The organism is Microbacterium sp. AC215 (genome assembly GCF_979258645.1).
The window spans coordinates 1,205,374-1,225,232 of sequence record NZ_OZ409869.1; the positions used below are offsets into that span (position 1 = coordinate 1,205,374).

General features: G+C 68.2%; 21 protein-coding genes and 1 tRNA gene. 10 read left to right on the forward strand and 12 right to left on the reverse strand.

Going from position 1 to position 19,859, the window contains the following annotated elements; all coding sequences use genetic code 11:
• Nucleotides 1–12: 12 nt before the first annotated feature.
• From ACZZZF_RS06090 to ACZZZF_RS06105, 4 genes are read left to right on the forward strand one after another with little or no spacing between them, the layout of a single operon-like run.
• Nucleotides 13–252, forward strand: coding sequence for an exodeoxyribonuclease VII small subunit (locus ACZZZF_RS06090; protein ID WP_053095525.1), 240 nt, complete (start codon nucleotides 13–15; stop codon nucleotides 250–252).
• On the forward strand, nucleotides 249–887 hold the full coding sequence (locus ACZZZF_RS06095; RefSeq protein WP_053095524.1) for a DUF4245 family protein: 639 nt from the start codon (nucleotides 249–251) through the stop codon (nucleotides 885–887). The genes ACZZZF_RS06090 and ACZZZF_RS06095 overlap by 4 nt, the downstream gene beginning before the upstream one ends.
• Before the next feature lie 5 nt (nucleotides 888–892).
• Nucleotides 893–1,582 (forward strand): carbonic anhydrase, encoded by a 690-nt coding sequence (locus ACZZZF_RS06100; RefSeq protein ID WP_053095523.1) that lies wholly within the window; start codon nucleotides 893–895, stop codon nucleotides 1,580–1,582.
• Nucleotides 1,579–2,994 (forward strand): class II fumarate hydratase, encoded by a 1,416-nt coding sequence (locus ACZZZF_RS06105; RefSeq protein ID WP_463497538.1) that lies wholly within the window; start codon nucleotides 1,579–1,581, stop codon nucleotides 2,992–2,994. Before ACZZZF_RS06100 ends, ACZZZF_RS06105 begins: the two co-directional genes overlap by 4 nt.
• A 68-nt stretch (nucleotides 2,995–3,062) precedes the next feature.
• Here the strand turns inward: ACZZZF_RS06105 and ACZZZF_RS06110 are convergent, their stop codons facing one another.
• The 4 genes from ACZZZF_RS06110 to ACZZZF_RS06125 form a co-directional block, all read right to left on the reverse strand.
• A complete protein-coding gene (locus tag ACZZZF_RS06110; protein ID WP_463497540.1) occupies nucleotides 3,063–3,269 on the reverse strand; it encodes a YbdD/YjiX family protein in 207 nt (68 codons plus the stop codon).
• Nucleotides 3,269–5,500, reverse strand: a complete 2,232-nt coding sequence (locus ACZZZF_RS06115; protein WP_072590977.1) for a carbon starvation CstA family protein — start codon at nucleotides 5,498–5,500, stop codon at nucleotides 3,269–3,271. Before ACZZZF_RS06115 ends, ACZZZF_RS06110 begins: the two co-directional genes overlap by 1 nt.
• Before the next feature lie 143 nt (nucleotides 5,501–5,643).
• On the reverse strand, nucleotides 5,644–7,026 hold the full coding sequence (locus ACZZZF_RS06120) for a PhoH family protein (protein WP_372984294.1): 1,383 nt from the start codon (nucleotides 7,024–7,026) through the stop codon (nucleotides 5,644–5,646).
• A 197-nt stretch (nucleotides 7,027–7,223) separates the two neighbouring features.
• Complete coding sequence (locus ACZZZF_RS06125) at nucleotides 7,224–8,003, reverse strand: isoprenyl transferase (protein WP_056277965.1); 780 nt, start codon at nucleotides 8,001–8,003, stop codon at nucleotides 7,224–7,226.
• A 102-nt stretch (nucleotides 8,004–8,105) separates the two neighbouring features.
• On the opposite strand from ACZZZF_RS06125, the gene trhA reads away from it, so the two are divergent.
• Nucleotides 8,106–8,834 carry a PAQR family membrane homeostasis protein TrhA gene (gene trhA, locus ACZZZF_RS06130; RefSeq protein WP_072590976.1) on the forward strand — a complete coding sequence of 243 codons (729 nt, stop codon included), beginning with the start codon at nucleotides 8,106–8,108 and terminating at the stop codon, nucleotides 8,832–8,834.
• Nucleotides 8,835–8,850: 16 nt separating this feature from the next.
• On the opposite strand, the gene ACZZZF_RS06135 is transcribed toward trhA, so the two are convergent.
• Nucleotides 8,851–9,135, reverse strand: a complete 285-nt coding sequence (locus ACZZZF_RS06135) for a hypothetical protein (protein WP_053095516.1) — start codon at nucleotides 9,133–9,135, stop codon at nucleotides 8,851–8,853.
• A gap of 69 nt (nucleotides 9,136–9,204) precedes the next feature.
• Here ACZZZF_RS06135 and ACZZZF_RS06140 point away from each other — a divergent pair, with 69 nt between their 5' ends.
• Nucleotides 9,205–9,591: a DUF4307 domain-containing protein gene (locus tag ACZZZF_RS06140; protein ID WP_053095515.1), complete on the forward strand. Its 387-nt coding sequence runs from the start codon at nucleotides 9,205–9,207 to the stop codon at nucleotides 9,589–9,591.
• A gap of 96 nt (nucleotides 9,592–9,687) precedes the next feature.
• Nucleotides 9,688–10,176: a transcription elongation factor GreA gene (greA, locus tag ACZZZF_RS06145; protein WP_053095514.1), complete on the forward strand. Its 489-nt coding sequence runs from the start codon at nucleotides 9,688–9,690 to the stop codon at nucleotides 10,174–10,176.
• A 76-nt stretch (nucleotides 10,177–10,252) separates the two neighbouring features.
• Here greA and ilvA read toward each other — a convergent pair whose 3' ends face one another.
• Complete coding sequence (gene ilvA, locus ACZZZF_RS06150) at nucleotides 10,253–11,482, reverse strand: threonine ammonia-lyase (RefSeq protein WP_053095513.1); 1,230 nt, start codon at nucleotides 11,480–11,482, stop codon at nucleotides 10,253–10,255.
• A complete protein-coding gene (locus tag ACZZZF_RS06155) occupies nucleotides 11,479–12,675 on the reverse strand; it encodes an AI-2E family transporter (protein WP_082297766.1) in 1,197 nt (398 codons plus the stop codon). The genes ilvA and ACZZZF_RS06155 overlap by 4 nt, the downstream gene beginning before the upstream one ends.
• A gap of 79 nt (nucleotides 12,676–12,754) precedes the next feature.
• On the opposite strand from ACZZZF_RS06155, the gene ACZZZF_RS06160 reads away from it, so the two are divergent.
• The gene (locus ACZZZF_RS06160; RefSeq protein ID WP_056277957.1) at nucleotides 12,755–14,017 is read left to right on the forward strand and encodes a winged helix-turn-helix domain-containing protein; all 1,263 of its coding nucleotides are present in this window, start codon (nucleotides 12,755–12,757) and stop codon (nucleotides 14,015–14,017) included.
• Nucleotides 14,014–14,499, forward strand: coding sequence for a hypothetical protein (locus ACZZZF_RS06165; RefSeq protein WP_463497542.1), 486 nt, complete (start codon nucleotides 14,014–14,016; stop codon nucleotides 14,497–14,499). The genes ACZZZF_RS06160 and ACZZZF_RS06165 overlap by 4 nt, the downstream gene beginning before the upstream one ends.
• A 90-nt stretch (nucleotides 14,500–14,589) precedes the next feature.
• On the opposite strand, the gene ACZZZF_RS06170 is transcribed toward ACZZZF_RS06165, so the two are convergent.
• From ACZZZF_RS06170 to ACZZZF_RS06180, 3 genes are all read right to left on the reverse strand, one after another.
• On the reverse strand, nucleotides 14,590–15,156 hold the full coding sequence (locus ACZZZF_RS06170) for a LemA family protein (RefSeq protein WP_042542063.1): 567 nt from the start codon (nucleotides 15,154–15,156) through the stop codon (nucleotides 14,590–14,592).
• An 87-nt stretch (nucleotides 15,157–15,243) separates the two neighbouring features.
• Complete coding sequence (locus ACZZZF_RS06175) at nucleotides 15,244–16,557, reverse strand: D-arabinono-1,4-lactone oxidase (RefSeq protein ID WP_463497543.1); 1,314 nt, start codon at nucleotides 16,555–16,557, stop codon at nucleotides 15,244–15,246.
• A complete protein-coding gene (locus tag ACZZZF_RS06180; protein ID WP_463497545.1) occupies nucleotides 16,554–17,801 on the reverse strand; it encodes a type III PLP-dependent enzyme domain-containing protein in 1,248 nt (415 codons plus the stop codon). The genes ACZZZF_RS06175 and ACZZZF_RS06180 overlap by 4 nt, the downstream gene beginning before the upstream one ends.
• 324 nt (nucleotides 17,802–18,125) lie before the next feature.
• Between ACZZZF_RS06180 and ACZZZF_RS06185 the strand changes: the two genes are divergently transcribed.
• A tRNA-Leu gene (locus tag ACZZZF_RS06185) sits at nucleotides 18,126–18,198 on the forward strand.
• An 11-nt stretch (nucleotides 18,199–18,209) separates the two neighbouring features.
• Here ACZZZF_RS06185 and ACZZZF_RS06190 read toward each other — a convergent pair.
• On the reverse strand, nucleotides 18,210–18,920 hold the full coding sequence (locus tag ACZZZF_RS06190; RefSeq protein ID WP_056277947.1) for a DedA family protein: 711 nt from the start codon (nucleotides 18,918–18,920) through the stop codon (nucleotides 18,210–18,212).
• Nucleotides 18,917–19,732, reverse strand: a complete 816-nt coding sequence (locus tag ACZZZF_RS06195; RefSeq protein WP_053095507.1) for a hypothetical protein — start codon at nucleotides 19,730–19,732, stop codon at nucleotides 18,917–18,919. The genes ACZZZF_RS06190 and ACZZZF_RS06195 overlap by 4 nt, the downstream gene beginning before the upstream one ends.
• Nucleotides 19,733–19,859: the final 127 nt, after the last annotated feature.

Below are 19,859 nucleotides of genomic sequence, written 5' to 3' on the forward strand. Positions count from 1 at the left end.
TAGGATGGAGGCGTGAGTGCGCCGAACGACACCCCTGTGGACACGCTGTCATTCGAGGCCGCTCGCGATGAGCTCGTGAAGGTCGTCTCCGAGCTCGAACAGGGCGCTCCGACCCTCGAGCAGTCGCTCGCTCTCTGGGAGCGCGGCGAGGCCCTGGCGGCCCGCTGCGAGGAATGGCTGCTCGGCGCCAAGCGTCGCCTCGAGGCCGCCCGTGCCACGTCGACCGGTGCCGCCGACGGAGACGACTCATGAGCAAGCCCGCTCCCATCGTCGCCGAACTGGGCCGGCCGGAGACCCCCGAAGAGACGGCGGCCCGCAAGGCCGCGTCGAGCAAGGCCTATCGCTCGAGCCAGACGGTGCGCAGCCTGGTGGCCGCTCTGATCGTCACGCTGGCCATCGTCACGGTGATCGTGCTCGCAGTTCCCCGTGGCGAACCCGCGACCGCCCAGAAGATCGACGTGGTCGGCGTAGCCGCGGACGTGGAGTCCACCATGGATCGCCCGGTGATCGTGCCCGACCTGGCCGACTTCTGGAGAGTCAACACGGCCGAGCTTACGAGCGGCGCGACGACGGTCTGGGATGTCACCCTCGCCCCGTCAGCCGAGGATGAGCGCGGATTCATCAAGCTGGCACAGGCCTTCGATGCTGACGCAGCCTGGGCCCCGCAGCGCCTCAACGGAACCGCGCCGACGGACACGACGTCGATCGGCGGGCTGGAGTGGGACGTCTACGACCTCGGCGATGCCGGTGCGAAGCAGAACATCACCTATGCGATCGGCACCCAGGCGGGTGACGACTACCTGCTGCTCTACGGCTCACGCTCCGCCGACTCCACCGCCGAGCTCGCCGAGTCCCTCGTCCCCCAGATCCGCGACCTCTCGGAGTAGCCCTCATGACAGACACGCTCACGCCCGCCGCCGCCTGGAAGCAGATGCAGGAGGGCAACCAGCGATTCGTCGATGACGCCCCGCGGCACCCGAATCAGGATGTCGCCCGACGCAAGCACCTGGCTGCGGCGCAGCATCCTGTCGCCACCCTGTTCGGATGCTCCGACTCCCGGCTGGCCGCGGAGATCATCTTCGACCTGGGGCTCGGCGACCTGTTCGTCGTCCGCAATGCCGGTCAGGTGATCGGCGAGTCGATCGTCGCGAGCCTCGAGTACGCGGTCGCGGTGCTGAACGTCCCCCTGATCGTCGTGCTCGCACACGACTCGTGCGGTGCTGTGCGCGCCGCCATCGACGGCACCGCGATCGACGCGGCGCCGCTGCCGCCGCACATCTGGAAGCTCATCGCACCGATCGTGCCTGCGGCCCGGAAGGTGCTCGTCGAGAGCGGCGGGACCACGGTCGCCGAGATCGACGCCGACCTGGTCGGCCAGGAGCACCTGCGCAACACGGTCCGCGACCTGCTGCAGTCGTCCGAGGTGATCTCCCACGCCGTCGCCGAGGGTCGTCTGGGCATCGTCGGCGCCAACTACCGTCTGGCCGAGGGAACCGCGATTCCCGTCATCACGGTCGGACTCGACACAGACGGAAACGACACCGAGGGGCACAGCCCCGCAACCAAGGAGGGTTCGGAATGACCGACCAGCACAGCGGCGCAGACGCGCAGGGCTACCGCATCGAGCACGACACGATGGGCGAGGTGCGGGTTCCCGTGAACGCGCTCTACGGCGCACAGACGCAGCGCGCCGTCGAGAACTTCCCGATCTCGGGCAAGGGCCTCGAATCCACGCAGATCGCCGCCCTCGCGCGCATCAAGAAGGCCGCCGCGCTCGCGAACAAGGAGCTGGGCACGCTCGATGGGGCCATCGCGGACGCGATCGCCCAGGCCGCCGACGAGGTCGCATCCGGTGCACATGACGGCGAGTTCCCCGTCGACACCTACCAGACGGGCTCCGGCACGTCGTCGAACATGAACATGAACGAGGTGCTCGCGACGCTCGCGACGCGCATCCTCGGTGCGGATGTGCACCCGAACGACCATGTGAACGCCTCGCAGTCGTCGAACGACGTGTTCCCGACCTCGGTGCACATCGCGGTCACGCAGGCGCTCATCGACACCCTCATCCCCGCGCTCGACCACCTCGCCGTCGCCTTCGAGGCGAAGGCCGAGCTGTGGAAGGACGCGGTGAAGTCGGGTCGCACGCACCTCATGGACGCCACGCCCGTCACCCTGGGCCAGGAGTTCGGCGGCTACGCCCGTCAGATGCGCCTCGGCATCGAGCGCGTGCAGTCGGCGCTCCCCCGCGTCGCCGAGGTCCCGCTCGGCGGCACCGCCACCGGCACCGGCATCAACACCCCGCTCGGATTCCCGCAGAAGGTCATCGAGCTCCTCGCAGCCGAGACCGAGCTTCCGATCACCGAGGCCAAGGATCACTTCGAGGCACAGGCCAACCGCGACGGTCTCGTCGAGGCGTCCGGTGCGCTGCGCACGATCGCCGTCTCGCTGACCAAGATCAACAACGACCTGCGCTGGATGGGCTCCGGCCCCAACACCGGACTCGGCGAACTGCACATCCCCGACCTGCAGCCGGGTTCCTCGATCATGCCCGGAAAGGTGAACCCGGTCGTCCCCGAGGCCGTGCTGATGGTGTGCGCACGAGTGATCGGCAACGACGCGACCGTCGCCTGGGCCGGAGCATCCGGCTCGTTCGAGCTCAACGTCGCGATCCCGGTCATGGGCACCGCCGTCCTCGAGTCGATCCGTCTGCTCGCCAACGCCTCGCGCGTGCTCGCCGACAAGACCGTCGACGGACTGCAGGCGAACCTCGACCGCGCGGCGGCTTTCGCCGGAATGAGCCCGTCGATCGTCACCCCGCTCAACAAGCTCATCGGCTACGAGGCTGCGGCGAAGATCGCCAAGCACTCGGTCGCGAAGGGCGTCACGGTGCGCGACGCCGTGATCGACCTCGGCTATGTCGAGCGCGGAGACCTGACGCTCGAGCAGCTCGACGAGAAGCTCGACCTGCTGTCGATGACCCACCCGGGTTGATCACCGGATACTGACACGACGGATGCCGCAGGGACTCGTTCCCTGCGGCATCCGTCGTCTCCGCCCCCTCAGCAGCAGCGGGCTCCGGGGTCGGCATCCTGCTGGGCGTAGTGCGCCCGCCAGAACTCGCGTTCGGTGAGCGGCTCTCGCTCGGGATGCCGCTCCCGTTCGTGCGCGACGTAGGCCGTGTACCGCGACTGCCCTGTCACGCCGTTCACGTACCAGGCGACGGAGTGCCAGATCCTGCGCGCCGCGTCGGTCACCGCCGCAGACATCAGTGCCCCCTCGTCGGCTGGGCGGACGAGGGCAGCGCGTTCCACTCCTTCTCGACCGCGCGCTCCTCCGGTGAGGCGATGAGTCCTGCCGGAGCGAACCGACGCGACGGCACCTCCGGGTCCTCGTGATCGATGATCGGCCCGGGTCGCACCGCCTGGATGACCTTGACGATCGAGATCGTGATGACGATCACAGACAGCACCAGGAAAGTCACCGACAGGATGCCCTGGATCATCGTGTTGCGCACCACCGCCTCCATCGCGGCGACGCTCGTCGCCGTGCCGAACGACGTCTCGCCCGCAGCGAGCGCGTCGCGGAAGGCGACGTGATTGGCGAAGTACCCGACCTGCGGCACGCTCGAGAAGATCTTCTGCAGCGACGCCGTGACGGTGACGACCGTCACGAATGCCAGCGGCAGAGCGACCACCCAGAGAACCGTGAACGTGCGCCTGCGGGCGACGATGGTGAGCACAACGGCGAGCGCGATGGCCGCCAGCAGCTGATTGGCGATGCCGAACAACGGGAACAGGGTGTTGATGCCGCCGAGAGGGTCCGTGACGCCCATGATCAGCACCGCGCCCCAGCCCGCGACCATCACCGCCGTGCAGATCCAGGCCCCGGCCCGCCACGACGTGTCCTTGAAACGGGGGATGACGTTGCCGACCGAGTCCTGCAGCATGAATCGCGCGACACGGGTGCCGGCATCCACCGCGGTCAGGATGAACAGCGCCTCGAACATGATCGCGAAGTGATACCAGAACGCCATCATCCCGGTGCCGCCGATCCACTGCTGCATGATGTGCGCGAGGCCGAGAGCGAGGGTCGGCGCACCGCCGGTGCGGGAGACGATCGACTCCTCCCCCACAGCTTCGGCCGTGCTCGTGAGCATCTCGGGGGTCAGGTTCACACCCGTCAGCCCGAGGCTGTTGACGAACTGCACGGCGCCTTCGACGGTGCCGAGGGTCGCGGCCGGCGAGGAGTTCATCGCGAAGTACAGACCACGGTCGATCGAGATCGCGGCGACGAGCGCCATGATCGCGACGAACGACTCCATGAGCATGCCGCCGTAGCCGATGAAGCGGGTCTGCTTCTCCTTCTCGATCATCTTCGGCGTGGTGCCCGACGCGATGAGCGCATGGAATCCGCTCAGCGCCCCGCAGGCGATCGTCACGAACAGGAACGGGAAGAGGGACCCCGCCCAGACCGGCCCCGTCTCCCCCGCCGCGAATTCGCTGAAGGCCGGGACGGTGATCTCCGGCCGCACGAAGAGAATCGCGACGGCGAGTGCCACGATCACGCCGATCTTCATGAACGTCGAGAGGTAGTCGCGCGGAGCGAGCAGCATCCACACCGGCAGCACCGCGGCGATGAAGCCGTAGATGATGATCCCCCACGCGATCGTCGTGCGGTCGAGGGTGAAGACCGCCTGACCCCAGTCGGTCTCGGCGACCATTCCGCCGCCGATGATCGCCGCCATCAGCAGCACGAACCCGATGAGCGACACCTCGGTGATCTTGCCTGGTCGGATCCACCGGAGGTACGCACCCATGAACAGGGCGATCGGGATCGTCATGGCCACGGAGAACACGCCCCAGGGGCTCTCGCCGAGGGCATTCACCACGACGAGAGCGAGGATCGCCGTGATGATGATCATGATGAGGAGTGTGGCGACGATGGCCGCCGTGCCGCCGAATCGACCGAGCTCATCGCGGGCCATCTGGCCGAGAGAGCGCCCGCCCCGGCGCATCGAGAAGAACATCACGAGGTAGTCCTGCACGGCACCTGCCAGGACGACTCCGACGATGATCCAGATCGTGCCCGGCAGGTAGCCCATCTGCGCGGCGAGCACGGGTCCCACGAGAGGGCCGGCACCCGCGATCGCGGCGAAGTGGTGTCCGAACAGCACTCGACGGTCGGTCGCGACGTAGTCCTTGCCGTCCGCCTTGTACTCGGCGGGTGTCGCGCGTCGGTCGTTCGGCTTGACGAGGTTGCGCTCGATGAACTTCGAGTAGAAACGGTAGAAGACGAGATAGGTGCAGACCGCCGCGAACACGAACCAGATCGCGTTCACCGTCTCGCCTCTGACGATGGCGAGCATCGTCCAGGCGACACCGCCCAGTAGCGCGATCGCCGCCCAGAGGACGATCTTCAGCGGTGTCCAGCGCGGCTTCTCATCGACAGCCACCGGGGGAAGCGAGTGGTCTTCGACAGTCTTCGTTGTGTCACTCATGGTGCATCACTCCATCGTCTGCGTTCGGTGCCACGAGCGTAATCCGACGACCACGCCGACGGAAGCGAATCGCCGACGCATCCGCCGGAACATGCGACAGCGGATGCCGTGACACCACGGCATCCGCTGTCGGACCACTCAGGTCAGCTGAGTTCGCCCCCTTCGAGAAGCTCGGTCACCAGGGCGGCGATCGCGGAGCGCTCGGACCGCATCAGCGTCACGTGGGCGAACAGGTCATGCCCCTTGAGCGTCTCGATCACGCTGGCGATGCCGTCATGACGGCCGACACGGAGGTTGTCGCGCTGGCCGACGTCGTGGGTCAGGATCACGCGCGAGTTCTGCCCCATGCGGCTGAGGACGGTCAGCAGCACGTTGCGCTCGAGCGACTGCGCCTCGTCGACGATCACGAACGCGTCGTGCAGCGACCGACCGCGGATGTGCGTGAGCGGGAGCACCTCGAGAATGCCTCGTTCGACGACCTCCTCCATGACGTTGCCGGACACGACCGAACCGAGCGTGTCGAACACCGCCTGCCCCCACGGGCCCATCTTCTCGCCCTGATCTCCGGGCAGGTAGCCGAGCTCCTGGCCTCCGACGGCGAACAGCGGGCGGAAGACGATGATCTTCTTCTGCTGCTGTCGTTCGAGCACTGCCTCGAGGCCGGCGCAGAGAGCCAGGGCGGACTTTCCGGTGCCCGCGCGCCCGCCCAGCGAGACGATGCCGATGTCCGGGTCGGTGAGCAGGTCGATCGCGATCCGCTGCTCGGCGGACCGCCCGTGCATGCCGAAGATGTCGCGGTCGCCGCGGACGAGCTTGTACTCGCCGTCTCCCGTGATCCTGCCGAGTGCGGAACCGCGCTCGGAGTGGATGATGAGCCCGGTGTTCACCGGCAGGCCCCTCGCATCTTCGCTGATGCCCACCTCGCTCTCGTAGAGATCGCTGATCTCGTCACCGGACAGGTCGAGCGTGGTGATTCCGGTCCATCCCGAATCGACGGCCTGCTCGGCGAGGTACTCCTCGGCACGCAGACCGAGCGAGGCCGCCTTGACGCGCATCGGGAGGTCCTTCGAGACGATCGTGACGTCCTGACCGTCCTGCGCGAGGTTCATCGCGACCGAGAGGATGCGGGTGTCGTTGTCGCTCAGCCGGATGCCGGCCGGGAGCACAGAGGAGTCCGTGTTGGCCAGCTCGACCCGAAGCGTGCCGCCCTCGCCGACCTCGACGGGGAAGTCCAGCCGTCCGTGCTCGACGCGAAGGTCATCGAGGTGGCGAAGCGCCTGACGGGCGAAGTATCCGATCTCCGGGTCGTGCCGCTTGCCTTCGAGTTCGGTGATGACCACCACCGGAAGGACGACCGAGTGCTCGGCGAACCGGAAGAACGCCTGCGGATCGCTCAGCAGGACGGACGTGTCGAGCACATAGGTCCGAAGATCCTGATCAGGACCCTCCGCCCCCGCTCGCGTCGTCGTCTTACGGGTGGACTGCTGCGCGGTGCTGGTGGACTGCTGCGCTGTACGTGAGGTCACGACCCACTCCCGACCCGGGGAACTCCCGGTTATTCGAACGAGTCGACCAGGGGGTCACGAGTCGTCATCCTGAGGCCGACCCGACGGGCACCTTGCCCGATGCCTAGAAGCTACGACCAGCCGCCGACATTTGACGGACTCGACACGCCACGAGTTCGTTACGTGTTGGTTAACGCGGGGTGGCGTCGTCGTCGAGGTCAGCGGCCGAAGCGCCGGTCGCGGTCGGCGAAGTCGCGGATCGCGCGGAGGAAGTCGACCTGGCGCAGGTCCGGCCCGAGCGCCTCCACGAAGTAGAACTCGCTGTGGGCGCTCTGCCAGAGCAGGAAGTCGCTCAGACGCTGCTCGCCGCTCGTGCGGATGACGAGATCGGGGTCCGGCTGGCCGCCGGTGTACAGATGCTCCCCGATCATCTCGGGGGTCAGATGAGCGGCGAGGTCCTCGATCGTGCCGCCGGACGCCTGATGCGCCGTGACGATGCTGCGCACCGCATCGACGATCTCGTTGCGTCCGCCGTAGCCGACCGCGAGGTTGACGTGGAGGCCGGTGTGGTCGCGCGTGCGCTCCTGTGCGTCGTCCAGCACCTTCGCGAGCTCCGCGGGAAGGATGTCGGAGCGTCCGACGTGCTTCACACGCCAATTGCCCTCGCGCGACAGTGCCTCGGCGAGCTCGGCGATGATCTCGATCAGATCGGCGAGCTCGGCGGAGTCGCGCTTTCGCAGGTTGTCGCTCGACAGGAGATACAGCGACACGACCCGAACCCCGAGTTCATCGCACCAGCCGAGGAACTCGCGCATCTTGGCGGCACCCGCCCTGTGTCCCTCCGCGGGAGTCTCGTAGCCGAGCTGCCTGGCCCAGCGCCGATTGCCGTCGATCATCATGGCGACGTGATGGGGAACGGTCTCCGGATCGAGATGGCGGCGCAGCCGGCTGGTGTAGAGGCGGTACAGCGGCCCCCGCCCCTGACCATCGCGTGTCATCACCTCCCTACGCTATCGTGTCGGCGTCGGCGTCGGCGGACCCAGGGCCGACGCTCAGGATATGTACGCTCGCCTGCATGGGAGCCCGCATAGAGTGAAGGCGTGAGCACTCCCGACTCCTCGGTACCTGACGTCCCCCAGCTGCCCCTCCTGGAGGAGGCGGCGCACGACGCCGCCGTCGAGATCAAGCCGACCTGGCGCGGCTGGATCCACGCGGCCACGTTCCCCGTCGCGATCGTCGCCGGGGTGGTGCTGATCACCGTCGCGCAGGGCGGCGCGGCCAAGTGGGCCGCCGCCGTGTTCATGGCCACCTCGCTGCTGCTCTTCGGCAACTCCGCTCTCTATCACCGGATCGACTGGAGCCCGAAGGTCAAGGTGATCCTCAAGCGGATCGACCACGCGAACATCCTGCTGCTGATCGCCGGCACCTATACGCCGCTCGCCGTGCTCGCGCTGCCCCCTCAGAAGGGCGCCCTGCTGCTCGTGTTCGTGTGGAGCGGGGCGCTTCTCGGCATCCTGTTCCGGGTGTTCTGGATCAATGCTCCGCGGTGGCTGTACGTCGCCCTCTACCTGCTTCTGGGCTGGGCTGCGGTGATGTACCTCGCCGACCTCTTCGTCGCGAACGCCACGATGATGGTGCTCGTCATCGTCGGAGGGCTCCTCTATACGGGCGGCGCGGTCGTCTACGCGATCAAGAAGCCCAACCCGTGGCCCGGCCATTTCGGGTTCCACGAGATCTTCCACGTATGCACGGTGCTCGCTTTCCTGTGCCACTGGGTCGCGTGTCTGCTCATCGCCCTCGCACCGCTGTCCCCGTCACTCGGGGCCTGACCCGCCGAAGGCTCGGTCAGCGCTTCTCGGGGTCGTCGTCGCCCTCGCGCACGATCGGCAGGTCGGCATCCGTCTCGGTCGCCTCGTCAGCCGCCCGCGCGGCCTCTTCGGCGTCGAGCTCATCCCTGACCTCTTCGCGGTAGCGGACCCGACGGATGCGACGGTTCATGTCGAGGATCAGCAGGATCACCGCGATCAGGATGATCACGACGGCGGCGAAGCCGACGAATCCGGGCGTGACCAGCTCCGGTGCCACCGTCATCGTGGGCGTCGGCATCGGTGTCTCGGTCAGAGCGAGCATGGAGTCTGCCTTTCATGCGCAGGTCGCATAACCTGGAGTTACCAGCCTAACGACCGGAAGACCCACCCCGTGACGACCGCACAACAGCTCGACGACCGCTACGGTCGCACCCGCTCCCGCCGGGGGCCATGGATCGTCCTGATCGCCATCGCGGCACTTCTCGTCGGCGCGTTCGGCTGGATGATCGTCGCGGCGCAGATGAACGCGGTCGACTCCGACGATCTCGGCTTCGATCTGGTGGATGAGCACAGCGTCACCGTGCGCTTCCAGATCACCGGGGTGCAGGGCAAGGACGTGGCCTGCATCGTCGAGGCGCTGGACGAGGAGTTCGGGGTCGTCGGCTGGAAGGTCGTCGAGATCCCCGCCGGAGATGCCCATTCGCAGGCGCTCTCTGCCACGGTTCCCACCGTATCGAGCGCCACGACAGGTTTGGTGAACAGCTGCTGGGTCGCTTAGACTCGAGCCAGACAGATGACGCCCTGGCACCGTGCCGGGGCGTCTTGGCATATCCCCCGCGGAACGTCGCCGGGTACCTAACGAAGGAGCTTCGTCATGTCTACTGACGCTCAGGTTCCCTTCCTCACGCAGGAAGCGTATGACCGGCTCGTCGCCGAGCTCGAGCACCTCTCCACCACCGGTCGCGAAGAGATCGCCAAGCGCATCGAAGCGGCACGCGAAGAGGGGGACCTCAAGGAGAACGGCGGGTACCACGCCGCCAAGGACGAGCAGGGCAAGCAGGAGGCGCGGATCCGCACCCTCGAGAACCTTCTCAAGACCGCCAAGGTCGGCGAGGCGCCCGCGAGCCGCGGCATCGTCGAGCCCGGCACGGTCGTGACCGCCGTGGTCGCCGGTGGCGAAGAGGTCTTCCTCCTCGGCAGCCGTGAGATCGCCGTGGGCAGCGACCTCGACGTGTACAGCGAGGCCAGCCCGCTCGGACAGGCGATCCTCGGACTCAAGGTCGGCGAGAAGTCCTCGTACGAGGCGCCGAACGGCCGCGCGATCTCGGTCGAGATCGTGAACGTCGAGACCTACACCGGCTGACGCGCTCCGATCACGCGCGCGTTCCGCGACGACAGAAGGCCCCGTCCGAATGGACGGGGCCTTCTGTCGTCGCGGGTCAGTCCGGAACGATCATCGGCTGGAAGCCGGCACGACGGAGGGTGTCGAGGGTGTGCTCGGAATGCTCGGTGCCCCGCGTCTCGACGCTGAGCTCGAGGAAGACCTCGCTGATCTGCAGCCCGTGCCCGTGACGGGTGTGCATCGCCTCGATCACGTTGGCGCCGGCCTCCGCGATCAGCTCGGACACCCGCGCCAGCTGACCGGGACGGTCGGGCAGCGGGATGCGGATCGTCAGGTACCGGCCGGATGCCGCCAGACCGTGAGAGACCACGCGCTGCAGCAGCAGCGGGTCGATGTTGCCACCGGAGACCACGGCCATGGTCTTGCCGCTGGCCTTCACCTTGCCGGCGAGGATCGCGGCGACTCCGACGGCACCCGCCGGCTCCGCGATCACCTTGGACTGCTCGAGCAGCACGAGGATGGCGCGTGCGAGGTCGTCGTCCGTCACCGTGACGACCTCGTCGACGAGGTCCTTGATGATCTCGAACGGGATGGCGCCGGGGCGCGCGACCAGGATGCCGTCAGCGATCGTGGGCTTCGTCTCGATGTCGACCGGGTATCCCGCTTCGAGCGAGGGAAGCATCGCCGCGGCGTTCTCGGCCTGGACGCCGATGATGCGGACGGTGCGGCCCATCTCGGCGGCCTTCGCCTTCACCGCAGCGGCGACACCGGCGATCAGGCCTCCCCCGCCGATCCCCAGCACGATCGTGTCGACGTCCGGAGCATCCTCGAGCAGCTCGAGTCCGAGCGTGCCCTGGCCGATGACGACATCGCGGTGGTCGAACGGATGGATGATCACCGCTCCCGTGCGCTCGGCGAACTCGGCGGCGAGCCGCAGCGACGTCGCGACCGTCTCTCCCTCGAGCACGACCTCGGCGCCGTAGCTCCTGGTCGCCAGCAGCTTGGGCACCGGGATGCCGATCGGCACGAAGATGGTCGCCGGGATTCCGAGGGTCTGCGCCGCGAGGGCGACGCCCTGCGCGTGATTGCCGGCGGAGGCCGCGACCACGCCGCGCGCGCGCTCTTCGGCACTCAGCTGGGAGAGGCGATATGCGGATCCCCGGATCTTGAAGGACCCCGTTCGCTGCAGGTTCTCCATCTTGAGCACGACCGGCGCTCCGAGGACATCCGACAGAGCGCGCGAAGGCAACGTCGGCGTCCGCGTGATCACCTCAGCCAGACTCTGAGCTGCCTTCTCGAACTCGTCCAGGCTGGGGACTGCGCTCATCGATTCCTCCGTCTCCGCTCGCGCGGAACTGTGCTCCAGATTAGGTCTGCGTTCGGGACGTCGCCGGTCTTCCACGACCCCGTGCTGACGGTCACCGCTGCGACGTTGACGAACGCTGCGAGAGGCACCGCGAACAGCGCTCCGGGGATGCCGCCGACCATCGAGCCGCCGGCGACGACGAGCACGACCGCGAGCGGGTGCACCTTCACCGCGGAGCCCATCAGGATCGGCTGCAGGATGTGCCCCTCGAGCTGCTGCACGCCGAGCACGACGGCCAGCATCGCCAGAGCGATCCACGGCCCGTTGTAGACGAGGGCAAGCAGGACCGCGATCGCGCCGGTCACGACCGCACCGACGATCGGCACGAAGGATCCGAGGAAGACGAGCACGGCGACCGGTATCGCCAGCGGGACGCCGAGCAGAGCGGCACCCACGCCGATGCCGACCGCGTCGATCGCGGCCACCAGCAGCTGCGTGCGAGCGTAGTTGACGATCGTCGCGAAGCCGTTGCTCGCGGCCGCGTCGGCGGCAGGTCGCGCCGCGCGCGGGAACAGGCGCAGCGTCCAGCGCCAGATCCCCCGACCGTCGGCGAGCAGGCAGATCAGGATGAACAGTGAGAGGACCGCCCCGGTCACCACATGCGCGGCGGTCGTGCCGACCGCGAGAGCCCCGTTGAGGAGCGTCTGCGTCTGCTCGTTGATGATGCCGAGGCCCTGATCGATGTAGTCCTGGATCTGCGTCTCACTCAGGTGCAGCGGTCCGTTGAGAAGGAACTGCCGGAACTCCTCGATCGCCTGGGAACTCCGCGCCTGCACGTCGGGCAGCTGGGCGCGGACCTGCCAGATGACGAGCCAGAGCAGCAGGGAGACGATCGCGAGCGTGCCGATGATCGACAGCGCCACTGCCAGCCAGCGCGGGAACCGGTGGCGCAGCATCCACTGGAATCCCGGCCACAGCAGAGCCGTGATGAGGATGCCGACCATGAGCGGGATCACGAGGAGCTTCAGCTCGATCACGAGCCAGATGAATCCGGCCACCACCGCTGCGATCAGCAGGATGCGCCAGGAATATGCGGCCGTGATGCGGAGTCCTCGCGGGACGGCTTCATCGGCCTCGGTGGTCACCGTGCGATCCGGCGAGACCGGGCGCGGACGGAAGAGGTCTCTCAGCCGTGGACGCAGCTCTTCGCTCATCGCCCAAGTCTACGGCGCGGGCGCCGCGCGTCCGGACGTACGAGGCCCGGATGTCGGCGCTCGGAGATACCCTGACGAGGTGACCGAGACCCTCAGCTCCGCCCAGGCCCGTCGCATCGCGCTGGCCGCGCAGGGTTTCTCCCGCGCACGCCCCGCATCGGTGTCGGCCCGGCACATCCACCGGGTGATGGATCGGCTGGGCGTGCTGCAGATCGACTCGGTCAACGTGTTCGCGAGGTCGCACTACATGCCGCTGTTCTCGCGTCTGGGAGCCTACGATCCGGCGCTGTTCGATCGGGTGTTCCACTCCCGGACCACCCACTACGTCGAGTACATGGCTCATGAGGCGACGTTCATCCCCATCGAGGATTGGCCGCTGTGGCGATTCCGGATGGATCACTTCCGCGCTCGATGGGCGGCGGCCGACTCGTGGATGAGCCTGAACACGCGGACGCTGCGCTGGGTGCAGGACGAGCTCAGGGCGCGGGGCCCACTGCGACCGGCGGATCTCCGAGAAGATGCGCCCCGCGAGCGCGGCACATGGTGGGACTGGGATGACGTCAAGCTCGCGCTCGAGCATCTGTGGCGCACCGGGGACGTCGCGATCAGCGGTCGGAAGGGTTTCGAGCGCAGCTACGCTCTCGCCGAGCAGGTGATCCCCGACGCCATCCTGTCGCGCCACGTGCCGCGGGACGATGCGATCCGCGAGCTCACACGTCGGGCGGCGCGCTCGTCGGGAGTCGCGACGCAGTCGGATCTCGCCGACTACCACCGCATCCGCGATCGCGCGGCGGTCTCGCAGTCGATCGCCGATCTGGTCGACACGGGCGAGCTGCTCCCGGTGTCGGTGCGGGGCTGGGACCGCGGTGGGCGCCCGCTCCCGAGCTGGCGACATCGGGATGCCGTGCTGCCGCGCCGCATCGACGCGTCAGCGCTGCTGACACCGTTCGATCCCGTCGTCTGGTTCCGCGACAGAGCGCTGCGCGCCTTCGAGCTCGACTACCGGATCGAGATCTACGTCCCCGCCGACAAGCGGCGATACGGCTACTACTCGCTGCCCGTGCTCGTCGGCGACCGGATCGTGGCCCGCGTCGATCTGAAGGCCGACCGCGCGACGTCGACGCTTCAGGTGCAGTCGGCCTGGTGGGAGCCTCAGGCCAGGCCTGACGCCGACGCTGAGCGGATCGCCGCAGAGCTGGCGCTCGCAGCGGAATGGCAGGGCCTCGCGCATGTCTCGGTCTCGCGGTGGGGCACCGCGGCAGAGGCTCTTCACGCCGCACTCTCGGTTCGCCCGGACACGTCCGTGCGTCGCCATGTGCACGCGAGAGAGGTGCCCTCGTGAATCGCCGCAGGGCATGGGCGATCGGCGGCGTCGCTGCCGCTCTCGTCGTCGTGGTGGCGGCATCATGGCTGTGGCTGTCATCCGGCGATGTGTCCCCTGCTGCCGATCCCCCGGCGACGAGCAGCGCACCGACGCCTGAGATCGATGTGCGCACGACCGCACAGCAGGCGCTGGACGACCACCTCGAGGAGTGCACGTCTGCGGAGGTCTCCGGTGACGCCGTTCCCGACGGATGCGGGATCAGGATCCCGTGGGGCACCGAGTTCGCCTCGGTCGACGACGTCCGGTTCCGCATAGAGCAGCTGCCGGTCCTGGAGCTCACGGACGGTGGATTCGTCGCCGACGGGGGCGTCCTCGTCGCCACCGTATCTGGCACAGGTCAGGACGGCAGTCCGAGGACCGAGACGTATCGCACGGACTCCTGGACGCTCCGCGGTGGCGTGACCGTCGAGGGTGACGCTGTGGAGCTCGACGTCTGGTGAGCGACGCTCAGGCCCCGCGATCGACTCGCCACGGGCGGCCGGACATGCAGAAGGCCCGATGCGCTGGTGCGCATCGGGCCTTGTGACACATCAGAACTGCACGCGTGGCGGCTCGGAGATCGCGCCGCTGTCGGCGACCTCGAAGAACTCGCGCTCGGTGAATCCGAGTCCCTTGGCGAAGAGATTGTTGGGGAAGACCTTGATCTTGGTGTTCAGCTCGCGGACCCCGCCGTTGTAGAAGCGGCGCGCAGCCTGGATCTTGTCCTCGGTGTCGACGAGGGCCTGCTGCACCTGAAGGAAGTTCTGGCTCGCCTGCAGCTGCGGATAGGCCTCGGCGACCGCGAACAGGCTGCGGAGCGCCTGCTGCAGATGACCTTCGGCGATGCCCGCCTCGCCGGGGCTGCCGGCAGACAGCGTCTCCGCTCGCGCACGCGTGACGTTCTCGAACACCGCCTTCTCGTGCGAGGCGTAGCCCTTCACCGTCTCGATGAGGTTGGGTATCAGATCCGCTCTGCGCTTCAGCTGAACCGTGATGCCGCTCCAGGCCTCGTCGACGCGGACGTTGAGCTGCACCAGCGAGTTGTAGGTCGCCCAGAGGTAGATTCCGATGAGCAGAATCACACCGACGACGATCAGTACCGGCACGAGCCATTCCATCAGAGGCCCACCCTTCCTCGTGTTTGTCTCATCCTATCGGCGCAGCCTGCGCGTCGACTGGGTGTGCGACGGTCAGCTGCAGCCCCGTCATGCGCCGAGAACGCGATCCAGGTATCGGTTCGTGAATCGGCGATCCGGGTCGAGCCGGTCGCGCACGGCGGTGAAGTCGTCGAACCGCGGATAGCGCTCTCGCAGCTGCTCGGCGGTCAGCGTGTGCAGCTTGCCCCAGTGGGGCCGTCCGCCGTGCTCGAGCATGATCTGCTCCACGGCCTCGAAGTACACCGAAGGATCGGCGCGCCAGTAGCGGTGGACCGCGATGTACCCCGTGGCCCTGCCGTACGCCGTCGACAGCCACCTGTCGTCGCCCGCCGCGAAGCGCACCTCGATCGGGAATTCGATGCGCCATCCTCGTCGCTCGATGAGCTCGCGCACAGCGCGGAAGGCCGGCACGACGTTCTCGACGGGCAGCGCGTACTCCATCTCGCGGAACCGCACCGTGCGGCTCTGTGTCAGGACGCGGTGCGACAGCTCGGTGTAGCGCCGGTCGCCCGTGAGCTTCACCGCGAGCCTGTTGAACGGCGGAGTGATGACGGGCGCCACCTGCCCGGCGGCGCATACCGCCCGGTACACGCCGTTCGAGAGCAGGGTCTCATCGATCCAGCGCCCTACGACGGGGAGAGGCTGCCGCCGTGTCGACTCCGGCAGTCTCGTCTGTCTCTTCGTCAGAGCGATGTCCGTGTGCGGGAACCAGTAGAACTCGAAATGGTCCGATTCCTCGATCCGACTGTGCAGGGTCTCGAGAACGTCGTCGAGAGGCGCTGGCTCGTCGACTGCCTCCATGAGGAGGTTCGGCACGCACTGCAGCGTGATGTCGACCAGGATCCCGAGCGCGCCGAGCCCCAGTGTGACCGCGGGCAGCAGATCGGTGTTCTGCCTCTCGTCCACTCTCAGGAACTCGCCGGCTGCGGTCACCATAGTCGCCGCGACGACCTGTGTGGCGAGTCCCCCGAACCCGGACCCGGTGCCATGCGTCCCTGTCGAGATCGCGCCGGAGATGGACTGACGGTCGATGTCGCCGAGGTTCTCCATGGCGAGACCGAACGGCGCAAGCAGTGAGGGGATGCGGTGCAGCCGGGTTCCCGCGAGCAGGGTCGCGCGGCCGGTGGACGCGTCGGCCGATACGAGTCCTTGCATGTCGTCGAGTTCCAGGAGCACCCCGGGGGCGACGGCGATGCCCGTGAAGCTGTGCCCCGCTCCGACCGCCTTCACGGTGAGACCTTGCGACACAGCCGCCCGGACGGCGCGCTGCACCCCTTCCGGCGTGCGCGGGCGCTCGACGCGGAGCGGCTTCACCTGCGCCGACCGCCCCCAGTTCTGCCAGGTTCCGCCGATCCGGGTCACAGGAACGCCTTCCCCTCGCCGCGATACGTGGGAAGCTCGTCGACGATCTCGTCGCCGGAGACGAGCTGGTAGCTGTCGATGCGCTCGGCAGGCTCGCCGCTCTTCGCGTGGCGGAACCAGACCCGATCGCCCACTCCGAGGTGCTGGGCTTCTCGCCCCTGCAGCGGTGTCTGCACCTCGCCCGCGGCCTCGCGCGACAGAGTGCGCAATCCCTGCGGCCAGACAGGCGACGGCTGTCGCGACGCCACGGCGGGGCCCGAGGCGATCCATCCGCCACCGAGCACGGTCGCGATGTCGGCGGCCGGCCGCCGCACCACGTCGAACGCGAACGCGGACGCCGGTGCCGGGCGGAAGGATCGATACCCGTCGAAGAGGTGCCCTCCGAGCAGTCCGCTGCCGGCACTCGCCTCGGTCAGCGATTCATCGCTGCCGGTGAACTCGAGGGAGCCGGTCCCTCCGCCGTTGAGGAACTCGAGAGAGGCGATCTCCGAGAGTGCGCCGACGATCGCGGCTCGTCGGTCTCGCAGCTCTGACCGCGAGCGCGCCTGCATCAGACGGATCACCGGCGCGTCCGGACCCGCGTTGTCGCCCTGCCCGGCGATCTGGGCCTCGTACATCTGCAGGCCGACGAGCGTGAAGCCGGGGCGGCGGACGATCGTGCGAGCGAAGGCCGCCACCTCTCCCGGAGTGAACAGCGCGGACCTGCGGACGCCGATATGACCGAGCGCCGCCGATCGCAGTGAGGCGTCCGCGTCGATCGCGACACGGATATCGGGGCGATGGCCGGCAGGCGCGACGCTGTCGACGATGTCGAGATGCGCCGGGTCGTCGACCATGAGCGTGATGCGCCGCACCGCCTCTTCTGATTCGAAGAGCTGCGCGAGTCCCGCGCGATCGACCGTCGGGTAGCCGATCACGATGTCGTCATGGGTCTCGGCGAGCCAGAGCGCTTCGGCGAGGGTGAACGCGAGAATCCCCCGGTAGCCGGGAAGCTGCAGCACCGCGTCGAGCACCGAGCGCACGCGCACCGACTTCGAGGCGACGCGGATCGGCAGTCCGCCCGCACGGACCAGCAGATCCAGGGCGTTGTGCCGGAGCGCTTCTCTGTCGATCACCGCCACGGGAGCAGAGAGGTGGCCGGTCGCCGCAGACAGGCGCGGCCAGTACCGTGACGGGTCGTGCCACTCGGGGGAGACTGCGTTTCGTCCCTGATCGGGGCTCATATCGGCGATGAGGTCGAGCACTCCCCCACCCTATGTCCAGCGCGGACGCGGATTCATGCTTTCTGAGATCGAGTCGCAGCGCAGTCGTACGGCCACGTCCGGAATCCCGGTACTTTAGCCGCAGTGCTCGTAATGAACATCCACGGTCGCCGTCTCTATCACTGAGGCCGTCATTCGTGGCGGCTCACCGGCCGTGCCCGGCCGGTTGCCGGGGGGTAGCGATGCTGTCTCAGCAGCATCACAGGGAGACGGGCGCTGGGACGCCCGTCTCCCTTCGCCCTGTCCGTGCGGGATGCGGCGCCGGAGCGGCCGATATACCCGTGTAATCTGAGCCAGTCACATGGAGCCCCCGTAGCCCAATGGCAGAGGCAGGCGACTTAAAATCGCTTCAGTCTGGGTTCGAGTCCCAGCGGGGGCACAGCGCGCTTCTCAGCCATCCGCGCGTCCATCTGCCGCGCCGCGGGTCTGTCCGTTCGCGGATGCCGACCCGCGCGCCTCACGGATTCGGCGCAGGACCAGCACACCGACGGCGATCGCCAGCGCTGAATACACGGCGTAGTCGAGATACCCGAGCAGGTGCTCGAGCTGCTCGTGCTGGGTTCCCAGCAGGGCACCCACCCCGATGAGCAGAGTGTTCCAGAGGCCGCTGCCCACGATGGTGTAGACGCTGAATCGCGCCAGGTTCATCCGCGTGGCACCCGCAGGGATCGAGATCAGGCTGCGGACTCCGGGGACCATCCGCCCCACGAGCACCGTCCACCCTCCGCTTCGCTGGAACCAGGCCACTCCCCGGTCCAGATCGCCGCGGCTGACCAGCTTGGTGGCCGCGAGAAGCCGCACGGCCCGCTCGATGCCGATGGCCGCCCCGAGCCAGTAGAGCAGGAGCGCTCCGATCCATGAGGCGAGGGTGCTCCACACGATCAGCCAGCCGAGCGTGAGGTCGCCGCTCTGACTCAGGTACCCGGCGAACGGCAGGATCACCTCGCTCGGAATGGGCGGGACGAGCACCTCGAGGAACACCAGCACGCCCACGCCGATGTCGCCGAGCTGGGTGAGGACGTCGGCGGCGAACCCGGTGAGGCCGGAGAATCCGTGATCCGACGGCGATGACTCGGCGGCCGCCATGATCGCGCCGCTCATCGGCCGAACAGATCGCCGATTCCGGGGATGCCGAGGTCGCCGAGCCGCTGACCCCATTCGCTCGCGGTGTCGCCGAGGCCCGAGACGGTCTCACCGGCCGATCCGAGAACACCCTCAGCGGCTCCCGCTAGCTCCTCTCCGCCGAGTCCGCTCGCGATCGCCTCGACGTCGACACCCTGCGCGAGCGCGTCGAAGTCGACACCGAGCCCGGCCGCCTGCTCGAGAAGGGGGGCGGCGACGGCACTGCCGACGGCGCCGACCGCCACGATGCCCAACGCGCCCACGGCGGCGCCGCCGACGGCACCGGCAGCGCCGAACCCGCGCACCCGCGACAGGATGCCGCGCATGCGTCCGGGGTGCGCCGCCTCGGAGCGCCCGGCCGCGCGTGCGAGATCCTCCGGCGAGGACGAGGTCGGGCGTTCGCCGGGCGCGAGCTCCGTGTTCATGCGCTCCTGCACCTGCGCGCGCTGCGCCGGCGTCAGCCGCGCGAACGCCTCGCGATGGATCTGCTCGACGCGGTGCGGATCGGCGGTCTCGAGCAGGTAGTCGTATCGTGCGATCGCGGCCCGGTCGGCGTCCGACCCCGATCCGGCTGCACGGGAGGCGGAGGCGGCACCGGCAGGAGGCGGAGAGTACGGGTCACGCGACGTCCGGTGCACCGGCGGAGGAGAGTATCGATCATTTTCCGGGTGACGCCGTCCGGGCGCGGGAGGCGTCTGCCCCCGCGAGCCGTCGCGATCCGTGCGGGATCCGCTCTCGTCGAGATCGAGGGCGCGAGCGGCCATCCCGAGCAGTCGGTTGAGTTTTCCCATGGTGACGATTCCTTCGTGGTGTGGACGACCACGGGTCTCGACAGCGGTGCGGTGAGGGGTCCTTGGCCGTCCCCGGATACGGACGCCAGGTCTCCTCCACCCTCACGGGCCGGTGGGCCGGGACACG